At 34.1% G+C, this 13,537-nt stretch carries 12 protein-coding genes and 1 pseudogene; 2 read left to right on the forward strand and 11 right to left on the reverse strand.

The window, feature by feature from the left end; genetic code table 11:
- Nucleotides 1–70 precede the first annotated feature (70 nt).
- The 8 genes from NE544_RS10380 to NE544_RS10415 all read right to left on the reverse strand — a co-directional run bounded on the left by NE544_RS10380 (nt 71) and on the right by NE544_RS10415 (nt 8,161).
- A complete protein-coding gene (locus tag NE544_RS10380) occupies nt 71–730 on the reverse strand; it encodes an HAD family phosphatase (protein WP_117923700.1) in 660 nt (219 codons plus the stop codon).
- Nucleotides 714–1,793 (reverse strand): SIS domain-containing protein, encoded by a 1,080-nt coding sequence (locus NE544_RS10385; protein ID WP_256269280.1) that lies wholly within the window; start codon nt 1,791–1,793, stop codon nt 714–716. The genes NE544_RS10380 and NE544_RS10385 overlap by 17 nt, the downstream gene beginning before the upstream one ends.
- Nucleotides 1,794–1,845: 52 nt before the next feature.
- Nucleotides 1,846–2,844 carry an SIS domain-containing protein gene (locus NE544_RS10390; protein WP_181979228.1) on the reverse strand — a complete coding sequence of 333 codons (999 nt, stop codon included), beginning with the start codon at nt 2,842–2,844 and terminating at the stop codon, nt 1,846–1,848.
- A 27-nt stretch (nt 2,845–2,871) separates the two neighbouring features.
- The gene (locus NE544_RS10395) at nt 2,872–3,690 is read right to left on the reverse strand and encodes a PTS system mannose/fructose/sorbose family transporter subunit IID (RefSeq protein ID WP_256269281.1); all 819 of its coding nucleotides are present in this window, start codon (nt 3,688–3,690) and stop codon (nt 2,872–2,874) included.
- A complete protein-coding gene (locus NE544_RS10400; protein WP_117923706.1) occupies nt 3,677–4,453 on the reverse strand; it encodes a PTS sugar transporter subunit IIC in 777 nt (258 codons plus the stop codon). The genes NE544_RS10395 and NE544_RS10400 overlap by 14 nt, the downstream gene beginning before the upstream one ends.
- 10 nt (nt 4,454–4,463) lie before the next feature.
- Nucleotides 4,464–4,931: a PTS sugar transporter subunit IIB gene (locus tag NE544_RS10405; protein ID WP_003864241.1), complete on the reverse strand. Its 468-nt coding sequence runs from the start codon at nt 4,929–4,931 to the stop codon at nt 4,464–4,466.
- A gap of 15 nt (nt 4,932–4,946) precedes the next feature.
- On the reverse strand, nt 4,947–5,360 hold the full coding sequence (locus NE544_RS10410; RefSeq protein WP_256269282.1) for a PTS sugar transporter subunit IIA: 414 nt from the start codon (nt 5,358–5,360) through the stop codon (nt 4,947–4,949).
- Between the two features lie 101 nt (nt 5,361–5,461).
- Nucleotides 5,462–8,161 (reverse strand): sigma 54-interacting transcriptional regulator, encoded by a 2,700-nt coding sequence (locus tag NE544_RS10415; RefSeq protein WP_256269283.1) that lies wholly within the window; start codon nt 8,159–8,161, stop codon nt 5,462–5,464.
- A 57-nt stretch (nt 8,162–8,218) separates the two neighbouring features.
- Here NE544_RS10415 and NE544_RS10420 point away from each other — a divergent pair, with 57 nt between their 5' ends.
- The gene (locus NE544_RS10420; RefSeq protein WP_118114705.1) at nt 8,219–9,439 is read left to right on the forward strand and encodes a LacI family DNA-binding transcriptional regulator; all 1,221 of its coding nucleotides are present in this window, start codon (nt 8,219–8,221) and stop codon (nt 9,437–9,439) included.
- Nucleotides 9,440–9,739: 300 nt separating this feature from the next.
- On the opposite strand, the gene NE544_RS10425 is transcribed toward NE544_RS10420, so the two are convergent.
- The 3 genes from NE544_RS10425 to NE544_RS10435 all read right to left on the reverse strand — a co-directional run bounded on the left by NE544_RS10425 (nt 9,740) and on the right by NE544_RS10435 (nt 13,140).
- Entirely contained in the window at nt 9,740–11,092 is a 1,353-nt protein-coding gene (locus NE544_RS10425; RefSeq protein WP_256269284.1) for an MATE family efflux transporter, read from the reverse strand.
- Nucleotides 11,093–11,178: 86 nt separating this feature from the next.
- Nucleotides 11,179–11,931, reverse strand: coding sequence for a ZIP family metal transporter (locus NE544_RS10430; RefSeq protein WP_256269285.1), 753 nt, complete (start codon nt 11,929–11,931; stop codon nt 11,179–11,181).
- A gap of 36 nt (nt 11,932–11,967) precedes the next feature.
- Entirely contained in the window at nt 11,968–13,140 is a 1,173-nt protein-coding gene (locus tag NE544_RS10435; protein WP_118114706.1) for a M15 family metallopeptidase, read from the reverse strand.
- Nucleotides 13,141–13,265: 125 nt separating this feature from the next.
- Here NE544_RS10435 and NE544_RS10440 point away from each other — a divergent pair.
- Nucleotides 13,266–13,537, forward strand: a pseudogene (locus tag NE544_RS10440) (amidohydrolase); the annotation flags it as partial.

Below are 13,537 nucleotides of genomic sequence, written 5' to 3' on the forward strand. Positions count from 1 at the left end.
AACAGTTGATAATCGGTGATTGATTATCAACTATAAGCACGACTGCCTGTCGTACAGAAAAGAAGCAACGTTACATTGCTTCTAATATATCGATTACTTCTTTTAGATTCTTACACTGAAGATCAACATATTTCATGTCTTCTTCATTAAATGGGACTTGATCTGGAATCCAAACTCTTCGCATATTTGCATTATAAGCAGCACGAATTCCATTTTTACTATCTTCAAGTACGATACAATTTTCAGGCTTTACTCCCATCTTTTTCGCACACGCCAAAAATAAATCGGGAGCTGGCTTTGACGCATATTCATCTTGTGATGAAAGCATCAAATCTGCTTGAAAATCAAATCCACAGTTTCCTACTAACTTCTTAATATGAGAAACACTTGAACTAGAGGCTATACAGATTTTATATCCTTTTTCCTTTAAATAATTATGTAATTCTTCAAGACCATATTTATTGGCAGAACCCGGAATCGCAAAGCGCTCATCATAATAGGAAGTGAACACATCATCTGCGATTTCCAGCATATCCTCAAGCCATGGATATTCCTTACGGTAGATCGAATAATCAAAATGACTTGTGCCTAACATCCCTAAAAAATATTCTCTTGGAAAAGCGTGACCATGTTTTTTACAAACGTCTTCAAATACATCAATATAAAGTGTTTCTGTATCAAACATTAATCCGTCCATATCAAAAATTACTGTATTAATCATCGCCGTCATAATTTACAAAATTCTCCGTTTTTGCAGCCGCAATAGCCTTAAATTCCTTTAATAAAGGATGTTGATAAATAGAATGTAAGTCGTTTGAAATAATAAAGCTTAATAGTTGTACAAATGGTAGATATACAAGTGGGCATAATTCACTAGATACAGTATCACTCAAACTTAAAACATGATCATCATCCGCTAATCCAGGATTATTTGAAATCAAATAAGCACGCTCACTTACTTTGCGTGTAGCCTTATATACTTGTTCCACACGATGACTTGCACCATCGTTTCCATCAAAGAAAATCACATTGTATTGTGGCGTTAATTGTAAATTCGGACCATGAATATATTCTTCAATTTCGTAGCAACAACTTGGAATGTGAATGGTTTCCCCCATTTTTAATGCACTTTCAAGTGCTGTTCCATAATTGGCTCCCGCTCCACAACTGTAAACCCAAGACATAGATGAGAATTCTTTATAGTGTAACTGAATAAAGCTTGTAGCCTTACCAATCATTTCTTCATTTAAATGGACAGCTTTTTTTAACTCTTCTAAATATTCACTCTTACCAGAATACGCAATTGCGAATAAATCTAAGAATAGCGCAAGTGAGGAAACACCCTTTGTGACATAGCCAACTAATTCTTCGCCAACACCATATTCAATCACAACATCCGCAACATCTTTTACATCACTATTCTTATTTCCAGTTAAACAAATTGCTCTACATTGTTTTTTCTTAATGATTTTTAATGCTTCAATTGCATTTGTACTTAAACCACTCTGTGTAACCACTAAGACTAAGTCGTTTTCTTTAATATCATTTTCATAATACGTAAATGTATATGGAGTAATGATTCTAACTTCTGAACCACTCACTTTTTCCACAAAACTTCGAGCACAGTAACAAGCATTATGACTCGATCCAGAAGCAACAAGCAAAATACGTTTGATTTCTTTTTGTTGCACTTCCTTCATCAATGGTTCAACCAATGCAGTGTATTGTTCAATATTTGTTCTTAATACGCCTGGTGTTTCTTTCACATAATCAAGCATTGTTAATTTTTCCATATGTACCTCCCTAAACAACATATAAAAGGTGGAATAAATCCACCTTTATATTTTAGTATTCTAATCTTCTGTAATAACGACGGATTTCCATTGGGTGACGAGTTTCGATTTCCATGTGAACGTCAATTCTGTTGTTTACAGCATGCATTACATGGTGAGACAAGTGTTTACGATATTTTTCGCTAATACCCTTTAATTCGTAATCTTTAGAATCGATAATTGTGTAGTTTGCACAAATTCTTGGAATGAAGTTAGCAACACGTTCAGATAATGGACGTTGAGCATCTTCACCAATATAAATTGTAACTGGAGTTTCTTTAGTTACGATTTCGAACATACCGTGGAAGAATTCATTTGATGTGATTGATTTAGTTTTTAACCATAATTGTTCTTCCCAGTAGCACATTGCGTATGAGTAAGTTGCTCCCCATTGGTTACCAGCACCTACGAAGTAGTGCATTTCATCATTCCAGTGTTTTTTAGCGAATTCAATTGCGAATGGTTCAGCTTGCTTTTCAACTTCTACTAAATCTTGTGCTAAGTATTTGTCGAATTCTGCATACATATCTTCGTAGTCCTCGAATTCACCATTGTTGAACATGAAACGGTCAGCAACCATGAAGAATTTTAATTGTTCGTTAATTGGATAAGAAATCTTGTAGTCTGCTAAGTCCAATAAGATAGCTTCTTTAGCATCAACAAATGAGATAACTGTAGCGCCAACTTCTGCTTTGATTTTTTTGATTGCATCAACAACTTCTTTAGTATTTCCAGTTACAGAAGAGATAATAACAACTGTATCTTTAGTAATACGTTTGTTTCCTGTAGTTAAGTATTCTGCAGCATTTTCTGCCCAAGTTTCAATAGCACTCATCTCTTTCATGTGTACTGTAGCCTGCATAGCACTTGCCCAAGTACCACCAACACCTAACCAGCAGATGTTTGAATATCCACGTTCGCAGATTTCATCCACGAATTCGTTGATTTGAGGGCGTAGAGCCAATGCTCCATTTACGCTATCGATTTTTTCTTGTTCATTAAATTTAATCATTTTCTTTTCCTCCATTTATTAAATTTATTAACAACCTAAGATACCAAAGAATGAGCCAATCAATCCGATTGCGACACACAATAACAACAATGTAGTTGTCTTAATATTTTTCTTTTTCAATAAGTAGTAAACCAATAATGTGAATAATAATGGCATTAAACCAGGCATGATATTGTTGAATACATCATTTAAAGTAGTTGCTTCATCACCAGAACCAAATGCCAATGGGAATTTGATTGAAACGTTTTCAGCAGTCATACCACCAACAACCATCAATCCTAAAACATTTGCTGCATAAGTAAGTTTTGACATCAATCCATTTTCCTGGATTTTAGCCAAGAATCCACTACCTAATTTATAACCAGCGTTCATTAAGTAATAACGTAATCCTTGAGCAGGGATGTTGAAGATCAATAAGAATAAGATAGGTCCTAAGATATTTCCTTGGTTCGCTAATGATAGACCAACACCAGTAGCGATGATACGTAATGTTCCCCAGATGAATGAGTCACCAATACCAGCTAAAGGTCCCATCAATGAAACTTTTACACTGTTGATACTTTCTGTATCAAAATCTGGATCATTCGCATTGCTTTCTTCCATGGCAGCACTAATACCTAAAATCAATGTTGACAATTGAGGAGTCGTATTGAAGAATTCCAAGTGACGTTGCATAGCTGCAATTTGGTCTTCTTTATTTGAATACAATTTTTTGATTACTGGTAACATACAGTAGCAGTATGCCATGTTCATCTGTCTTTCATAGTTCCAGTCCCATTCCATTCCGAATGAACGCCAGAATACTTGATTTAATTCTTTTTTTGTTAATTTATTAGAAGTCGTCATCTTCGTCTAATCCTCCTTCTGTAGCTGTTTGAGCTGAGTTGCTACGTAATTGAGTTAATACGATGGCAATAATAGCTCCAAAAATTGCGATTGCAGTTACTGGAATTCCTAAGTATACGCTTAATGCGAATCCTAAGAAGAAGAAACATGCAACTTCTTTGTCCATGATCATCATCAACAATAAGCCAAATCCAATTGCAGGTAATAAGCCCATTGTAATTTGTAAACCATTTGAGATCCATTCAGGAATTACATTTAATAAAGCCTGTACAGCAGGTCCACCTGCATAGTATCCACATGCTACGATAACACCGATAATCAAGTTAACACCGAAGAATCCACCTAAGAAGTGCATTCTCGCAACGCCAGCCATATTTCCTTCAGCTGCATATGCATCTGCTTTGTGAACAAATGGAGGTAAAATAAATACCATTCCAACGTTCTTTGCGATTAAAACCAATGAAGCAACTGGTAAACCAACAGTCAATGCAGTTTCTGGTCCAGCTCCTGTTGTGATTGTGAAAGCTGTTCCTAATACAGTTCCTGAAATCATTTCAGGTGGAATACTAGCTCCGATTGAGAAAGCTCCCATAAATGCTAATTCTAATGTTGCCCCTAAAGTAACACCTGTTGGGATATCACCAAGTACAACGCCTGTCAAAGCTCCCATAACCAATGGTCTTGACAACAAGCTTGTACCGAACAAATATTCAGCATTTCCAAGCATTGCTACCAAGCCAAGTAAAATTGCTTGTAATAACATATTTCTCCTCCTATAATACTTTCTCTACGTTTACTGGACTATCTTCTGGAACCATCTGAATTGTTACATCCACACCTGATTCACATAATCCTTTTAAAATTGTTTCTTCTGCTGGAGTAATATTCATTGCCTTTGAAATATTACGAGTTTCAGCAGTAGCCTTAGTACCACCAAGATTTAATTTATTGATGTTGCACTCTTTACACAATCTTTCAGCATCCTTAATAGATTCAACTACAGTCAATAATTTGTATTTGTCTGTAACACCACTGTTGATCGCATTTACTGCATCATCCATATTTTTAATAACTAATTTAACACCACTTGGTTTTGCCAACTTAATTGATGTTTTTCTTAAATCATCTTTCATAACTGCATCGCACGCAATTAAGATACAATCTGCTTCAACTGCATTTTTCCAAGAAAAAGCAACTTGACCATGTAACAATCTGTGATCCACTCTTAATAATTTGATCATTTTTTTCTCCTCCTATTAGAAATCTTCATCATCTTCGCTTGTCATACCACTCATAACTGTCATTCCCTCTTTAGCTGCTTCAATCAAATCGTTCGCATCTGCTAATTCAAGATTTTGGCCCAAGCTTTTCATTACTACATCTAATGCCAATCCCATGTTCATTCCTGAAAAAACCATTACATTATCCAATACTGCAAGTTTAGATAAAGCTGTGTGAACACTTCCACCTTTGATATCACACAAGATTACAATTTGTTCTTCACTTTCTTTTGCTTCTTTCAAAACTTCTTGATAAAAATCTTCAGGATTTTGTCCAGGAAGCAAGCTATATGTTTCTACATCCTTAGCTAAATCTCCAACGATCATAGAAACTGAATCTTTCATTCCTTTAGATAATCCTCCATGTGAGGCAAATATTACTCTACTCATTCATCTTTCTCCTTTCTGTATTACGTCATTCACTTATATACAAGCAAATATTGTGCCATAGAAATAAGTTTACAAAAAAAAGATGAGTTTCCTCATCTTTACTAAATATTCTTCACATAATTATAAATATGGATCATTTCCTCTGTAGGAATATCTACACCATAGAAATCTTCTACTTGCTTAAACGCCTTCTTAACATAGTCCACAAAATCTTTGTGTTCATTTAAGAAATCCGAGCTTGGATCATACTCAGCATTTCTTGAAACAACAAGTCTTTCAATCAAGCAACAAATATGTACGTACAATCCAAAACAAGTTCGATTGCTGAAACGAACACCAACATACTTTTGTAAAACATCAATCGCATTGGCAACCTGCTCTAATAGTTTTGCCGGATTTAATATCGTTAGTGCATTCATAATATTACTCAATGAGAAATTATGCAGAATATTTTTATCAAACAAAGACAGCTGTTCTTCATCCATATAATCCTTGAAGTATTGATTGAAATCACCAAATGTATCTTCAATAATCAAATCTTCAATACCCACAAATGGAATGTCCTCCATATTTGGATCTAACGTTCCAAGTACACATAAAACATCATATTCTTCAAATACATTGTTCTTTTTACCTAATTCAATCAATTCCGAATAATTCAACGTTTTCACATCTAAATTGATTCCATCTGGAAAAGATTGCTCCAACATCGACTTTAATTTCTTGGCCGTACCCAATCCACTTGCGCAAGAACATAGAATGACTGGCTGTTTTTGTTGGTGCTTTTCAATATGATACGCAAAATTGACACGGAAAGCATCAATCGTTTTTTGTAATATGCTCTCCATCTCTACATTATTACGAATTCCATTTCCAATTTCTAAAGCGATTGGAGTACTCACATTGTTGATAATTCCAATATTCGCATTCTCTATATGCAAACCTTTATAAATATCTTCCAAACTACCCATATCCACTAAAAGATACAATTCTTTGACCTTGCCAATACGATCCAAATGCCGATTCAGTTTCTCAATCATTGTGGCCGTATCAATATATAAAGGCATATCTAGCGCATCAAAAATATATTGTCCTAAAAAACGATTAGCGGCATCCGCAATACTAGAAGCTGTAGAAAAACCATGTGATAGTACAACGGCTGCTTTTTGAGAAAGCCTTGAATCTTTTTGTACATTATAAACATAGAAGATAAATGTACAAATAATAATGGAATACATATCCATTTCTAGATAGGACTTTAAATACGCACAAATTTCTAGAGATACATTGGTCGCTCTAAAAAATTCTTCTTGCAACAATTGATATAAATCATCACACTCTTCTTCATGTTTTAAAAACCAGCTTCTTAAATCATGATATTCATGATGAATCTCATCTAAATAAGATGCGATAGCTAACGTTTCATTATTTGTGATTTTTAATCCATACCGCGATTCAATCAAGTTAAAGATATGCTGCACACCACGATTATAATAATCGACCTGACTCGATTCTTTCTTTCTAAAGATCAAGTTATCAAAATATTTTTGAACATAATTCTTTTCTTTTGCCATAAAATCCGACAAGCTAGTATGTTCCTCTTTATATTTTCGATAACACGCCAACAAGCTATCATTTAATTGAAGAATTTCTTTTGTACCATTATAGTATCCTTGTAAATCATCCACATATATATATTCATCATCGTCCAAGACCGTTTTTTGATTCGCATAAACCTGCTGTAAAAGATCTTTAGGCAAACTGTCCAAATGAATCACTAATTCATCATTGACCTTATCAAATAAAGAATTGATACAACAAGACTGCACACTACTCTTTAATTGACCAATATTACCTGGCATCTTACTTTGTAACAGCGCATTATACACTTTGCTACTCATCTTGATCTGACAATCTAAACGTTTTTCTTCCCGACTAAAAATATCATACAACAACTCAATACGCTCTTGCGTACCTCTTTGTTCAAGACTAGGAATGGTGATTGTCATCGGAATACGTCGCATTAATGTTTTTAACAACACTTTATCCGGATTTTCTGTAGTCGCAAACACGATACGAACATTAGACTTATACCACTTTTCATTATCACCCACACGATGATAAATACCTTGATCCATAAACAAGAACAACTTTTCCTGGCATTCCGCCTTTAATTCATGCACCTCATCCAAAAATAAAACACCATTATCAGCTAAAGCTATCAAACCCTCATTATCTTTTTCAGCACCTGTAAAAGCACCTTTGACATGACCAAATAGATTGGCTGTTAATAATTCAGGATTGTTCGCATATTCACTACAGTTCACCTGCACAAACTGTCCATCTTTGGCAATAACCCCATGGTTTCTAGCCCATTCATACGTAAGTTTTGCAATTAAAGACTTACCCGTTCCCGTAGGTCCATAAAGTAACATAGGCAACCCATTAGGAGGATATGAAATGGTAGCTTTACATTGTTTAACCGTTTGAGCCAAAGAATGATTCATGCCCACTAGTTTTTCAAAATCCTTCTTTTCCTGATTTGACAATAAATCATCTAAGCTTGCATATACACTATCTTTAAAAGGAATTGACTTTTCTTTCAAATATTCAACCGAAATGAAACAAAACGGTTTTGATTCAATGCGAATCAATTTATTTTCTTTTACTAATTTATTTAATACAACAGAAACCTGTGAGCGGCTAATCTTTAAATTTTCACTTATCAAGGCAACTGTTGTTTGTTCAAATTCATTATTATTACAACATGCCAAAATATATGCCAATATTTTTTCTATCATGTTACCCTCCACTTTTTTTGAATTATTATACCATAATATGGTATAACATATATACATATGAAACAAGATTTGATTTATACACATACCTACAAACAAACACTCCACATGACAACAGGTTTAAAGTCGCATCTAGAAATATTAAGTAAAGATCGACAGACTTTATCCGATCTTTTATATAATGTCAGTCAAAATAATCCCTTTTTAGAATACACTCCAAGTCAAGATATCCAACAATATCTTGAAGCAGGCATTTCCAACAAGCCAAGTCTAAAGGATGAACTTTATTTACAGCTGCATACAAGCACTAAAAAATACAATGAACCCATTGCCCATTATATTATTGAATCCTTAGATAGTCATGGCTTCTTTGATCAAGAAATCCAAACTGTCCTATCGGACTTAAAATGTACTAAAACACAGTTTGAAGAAACACTCTCTTTCATTCAAACCTTTGAACCCATTGGTGTGGCCGCTAAAAACAGTATTGATTCTTTAATGATTCAATTAAAAGAAAAAGGCTATACAATCGCATACACTATTTTAAAGAATTATTCAAAAGAACTTGAAGAAAAAGATTTTTATACAATTTCTGAATCTTTAGATATACCTTATGAATCCGTATTTGATGAATTAGCACACATGCAAGAGTGCAATCCATTTCCTTGCAGTGAATATGACACAGAAAGTACGACAAATTTAGCTTTACCTGAATTCACAATTGAAATTGATGAAGATCAATTAAAAATCATCCCCAAAGAAATGGGAAATCTATCGCTTCATTGTGAAGAAGTAAAATTGTCAAAAGAAGCTAAAAAATATTTAAATGAAGCTAAGTTTTATATAGATAGTATCAACCGTCGAAACAAAACCATTCTTTTACTCGCAAATATATTGATCACACATCAAAAGAATTATTTTCTATTTCAAGATGATTTAAAAGAATGCACACTTAAAGAAATTGCTCAAGAATCTGGCTACTCGATTTCAACCGTTTCTAGAACTCTGAGTGATAAATATTATGAATTTAATGATCATATGTATCCTGTAAAAGATTTATTTATTTCAAAGACACACAAAGGAAGCAGTAAAGACTCTATTCAAAAAGCCATTCAATTATTGATTGAAGTGGAAAATCCAGAAAATCCTCTACAAGATGAAGAAATTGTAGAAGAACTCGAAAATATGGAACTCTACGCATCAAGAAGAACCATATCAAAATATCGAAAGGAATTAAATATTCCCAATTCGAAACAAAGAAAAAAGGCGAGACTCTACTAAATCTCGCCCCTTACCTTGTTTTCTACAAACTTTTTAAGTAGTCTTCAACATTTAAGTACTGAATCGTATCCATTTCTGTATTTTCTCCACGATAAATCAATTAAATGAAAAAGAAGTAATATTACATTGCTTATGCAATTTCTTATAGAATTTTTATACGACACTATTTCATTGTCCTTTTTTCATTTCCATAACAGTAATTCTCTAATCAATAATGTTACTATATACATCTTGACTTGCTGCCTTTTATACCCTTTATACCCACTCCCCATTTTATAGGGGGTATAAAAAAGGAGACGATTAATAAATATCGCCTCTTACTAATTTCTTTGAATATATATGATAATACCCCATCAATAGTGCTGCATTTACAATCCATGTCAGTGGCCATCCCAAGAATACAGTAATTAATTCAGAACTAAATTGTGTTGCCACAAATAAATAGACCTGTCTTAAAATAACGAAACATAAAATCATCGAATACATTGGTACTTTAGATAATCCGACTCCCCTCAATGCACCTGCCGTAATGTGGGATAGAGGAAGGAAGATGTAGCCTGGCGCAAAGACAGAAATCATAGTCACACCAGCTACAATCACATCTTTATCTTGTGAGAATAATCCGACTAAGAACTCTCCATTTGTATAAATCAAGAAAGCGCCTAATGCGATGATTACTTCACACATCAATAATGTTGTATATAAGCCTTTTCTTACACGCTTATAGTTTTGAGCCCCATAATTCTGTCCCACAAACGTTGTGATAGCCATCGAGAAACTTTGAATTGGAAGCTGCAAGAAACCATCTAGTTTTGTCGTTGTACTATACCCTGCAACAGCAGCCGATCCAAATTTAGAAATGTACGATTGAACAATCACATTGGAAAAAGAAACAATACTATTTTGTAGAGCTGCCGGAATTCCTATTGAAATAATTCTTGATAGAATGGGCTTTGAAAAACGAATCTTAGAAATATATACCTTATACTCTTTATCTGTATGCATCAATTCATGCATGACTAAAATGGCAGAAACGAGTTGTGCCAAAGTTGTCGCAATACCCACACCAGCAACACCTAAATGAAAGTAGATCACAAACACAAAGTCTAGCACAATATTAACTAGACTGGATACAACTAAGTAAATCAACGGATTTTTACTATCCCCTAAAGCTCTTAAAATACCGGCTCCCATATTATAAATTAATGAAAAGGATACACCCGCAAAATAAATTTGAAGATAAATCACAGCCAAAGGTAAAACTTCTTTAGGCGAACCAATCATGACTAAAATGGGTTTAGATAGAGCAATACCCAATATTGTGAATAAGACACATAAAACTAAAGTTAAAGCTAAAGATGTATGAATCGAATCCTGCATCTTTTTTGTTTCTTTGGCTCCAAAATATTGTGCAATCACAACACCAGCACCTGTTGATAATCCCATAAAGAATCCAACCAACATATTAATAATGGAAGTGGATTGTCCTACAGCTGCAAGGGCATGTGAGCTGACATAGTTTCCTACCACGTAAGAATCGACTGTATTGTATAATTGTTGAAATAAATTCCCAACCAGTAATGGTAAAGAAAATATCAATATTGATTTCCATATACTTCCCTTTAATAAATCTGTGCTTTCCAACGCCTTCACCCTTTCCAAAAGAAAATGCAGAATTCCATATTGGTCTTCTACATAATGTAAAATAATTTTAACTCTTTTCTGAAAAAAATGAAAGCTTATCCTAAAACTACATCCAATACCATCATCACACAAAATCCGAACAAGAAAGAAATTGTTGGAAGATTCGAATGTTTTCCTTGAGCCATTTCAGGAACAAGTTCTTCAATCACCACAAACAACATGGCTCCTGCCGCAAAACTTAAACAAAACGGTAGATATTGTAGGATCCAATTTGAAAATAAAATTGTGACATAACCAAATATAGGTTCAACAATACCCGATAATGAACCTATCAAAAACGCCTTATGTTTTGAACAGCCATTGCTCTTTAAGGGTAAAGAAAGAATGGCTCCTTCCGGAAAATTTTGTATCGCAATCCCAATGGATAAAGCTAAAGCCGCATATATACTTCCTGTTTGAATCGCTTGTGCTAGTACTATGCCAACAGCCATACCTTCTGGAATATTATGCAAAGTTACCGCAAAGACTAACTTTGTCGTTTTCTTAAAATGCGATTCTTTTCCCTCTTCATCATTTGTTCCAGGATGCATATGAGGAACAATACAATCTAAGAAAAGAAGTAATAAAGCTCCTAAGAATATGCCAAGCACAATGACCAAGATATTCTTTTCTTGTTCCATCGCTGGAATCAACAAAGACCAAATACTTGCAGCCACCATGACACCCGAGGCAATACCGGAAAAGCATCTAGATAAAAGTTCATTCTTTTTATTTTTGATAAAGAACACAACGGCTGAGCCCAAAGTCGTTCCAAAAAAAGGAATTAGTAATCCTAACCACATGATCATCACCACAGTCAGTTTAAACTAATTCCTTTATATACGTCAATTCAAACGCAAATTATATGCAAATCCATGATGTTCAATATAATCCTCTAAGATCCATCCCTTATCATGAATTTCTTTAGCTGCTTCTTTTCCTACATATCTAAAGTGCCATGGCTCATTGGTAGCTCCTGTACGGTCTCCCTTATTTTCTGGGAAGCGTAAAATAAATCCATATTTATAGGCATTTTGTTCAACCCAATTATAGTCTGGTGCTTCACCAAATGTTCCATATTCTCCATTCATTACACTTTGACTTGTTAGATCCACACTCAATCCGCATTGATGTTCACTTGATCCTGGAATCGAAACTAGACTTGCCGCATAAGCTGCATCATACATCGCAAAATATTCATTATATACTGCTAATTGTGTGTCATAAGAACGATACGAACTCTTAATCGCAATACTATAGCCTTGTTTCAAGCCATCCTTATACATCTTTTCAAGGGCAGTTGCCGCTTCATCTCTTAATTGTCCAACTTCACTTTCATAAGGAATATTCACATCTCTTAAATCACTTGGTACATAATCACTTGGAACACTAAAACCATTCTTAATTAAAACCAACATATTTGCAGGATCCTCAATAGTATATGTACGATCATCTCGTTTACTTGAATCAATTCCTGGATAAGACACATGTAAAACTGCCTTTAATGGGCTTAACCCAGAATCTACATATTTTTTGATGTCTTGAATTTGTGCCCCTTTAACAGCCAAATATTTCTTAGCCTTTTTATATGGAACATTGGCGGAAATCAATGTATCCAAGTTTGATATTGTGTACAGATCTGAATTCTTAAACAAAACATTCTTTGTATATCCTAAGTAATTCAAATCTTCCATTCTTTCATAGTAAGAGTCAATATAATACACCACTTTTTTTACGCTCTTTTTAGAAGCCCTGTAATACTCATCATACAACAAGTAATGTGCATCATTTTTTACTTTATCCCACTTTGAAATATCAATGATTTGATCATACTGCAAGATGTCTTTAATATCTTCCTTCTCTAATTTTAATACAACCTTTTTATCTTCTTTGTGATACCCTTTAATACTCAAACGAATACTTGTAAAATTCGCAATCAATAATGCGATACAAACGACAGGAATCAACGCGACAATTGCGATTCGTTTCGTATTTACTTTTCTCTTTTTCTTTGTCATAAACTCACCCAAGTCATTATATAGAATAAGGTTGTGAAAGACAAATGAGTTTTATTTACAAATTATTTTCATCTTACATGTAATATTTTTCATTACGTGATACAATAGACTCTAGAGGTGATTATATGTTATTTAGAAACGCAACCATTTATACAATGGAACAAGACCCTTTTGTAGGTGATTTTAAAATCGATAAGGGTGTATTTACACAAATAGGAAAAGATTTGACAGCTGATGAAGGAGAAGATGTACAAGATCTAAATGGTCTATACGTATTTCCTGGTTTAGTTGAAAGTCATTGCCATCTTGGTATGGAAGAAACAGCCATTCGTTTTGAAGGCAATGATGTCAATGAAATCACAGATCCAATCACACCAAATATGCGTGGTATTGATGG

This window comes from Holdemanella sp. MSK.7.32 (genome assembly GCF_024460475.1).
GTDB lineage: Bacteria > Bacillota_I > Bacilli_A > Erysipelotrichales > Erysipelotrichaceae > Holdemanella.

What these genes read in the sequence shown, in the direction of transcription:
- NE544_RS10380 (WP_117923700.1), bottom strand. Translation starts at nt 730, where the DNA reads ATGACGGCGATGATTAATACAGTAATTTTTGATATGGACGGATTAATG.
- NE544_RS10385 (WP_256269280.1), bottom strand. Translation starts at nt 1,793, where the DNA reads ATGGAAAAATTAACAATGCTTGATTATGTGAAAGAAACACCAGGCGTA.
- NE544_RS10430 (WP_256269285.1), bottom strand. Translation starts at nt 11,931, where the DNA reads ATGATCATGTGGTTAGGATTACTAATTCCTTTTTTTGGAACGACTTTG.
- NE544_RS10435 (WP_118114706.1), bottom strand. Translation starts at nt 13,140, where the DNA reads ATGACAAAGAAAAAGAGAAAAGTAAATACGAAACGAATCGCAATTGTC.
- NE544_RS10415 (WP_256269283.1), bottom strand. Translation starts at nt 8,161, where the DNA reads ATGATAGAAAAAATATTGGCATATATTTTGGCATGTTGTAATAATAAT.
- NE544_RS10400 (WP_117923706.1), bottom strand. Translation starts at nt 4,453, where the DNA reads ATGTTATTACAAGCAATTTTACTTGGCTTGGTAGCAATGCTTGGAAAT.
- NE544_RS10405 (WP_003864241.1), bottom strand. Translation starts at nt 4,931, where the DNA reads ATGATCAAATTATTAAGAGTGGATCACAGATTGTTACATGGTCAAGTT.
- NE544_RS10420 (WP_118114705.1), top strand. Translation starts at nt 8,219, where the DNA reads ATGAAACAAGATTTGATTTATACACATACCTACAAACAAACACTCCAC.
- NE544_RS10390 (WP_181979228.1), bottom strand. Translation starts at nt 2,844, where the DNA reads ATGATTAAATTTAATGAACAAGAAAAAATCGATAGCGTAAATGGAGCA.
- NE544_RS10395 (WP_256269281.1), bottom strand. Translation starts at nt 3,690, where the DNA reads ATGACGACTTCTAATAAATTAACAAAAAAAGAATTAAATCAAGTATTC.
- NE544_RS10410 (WP_256269282.1), bottom strand. Translation starts at nt 5,360, where the DNA reads ATGAGTAGAGTAATATTTGCCTCACATGGAGGATTATCTAAAGGAATG.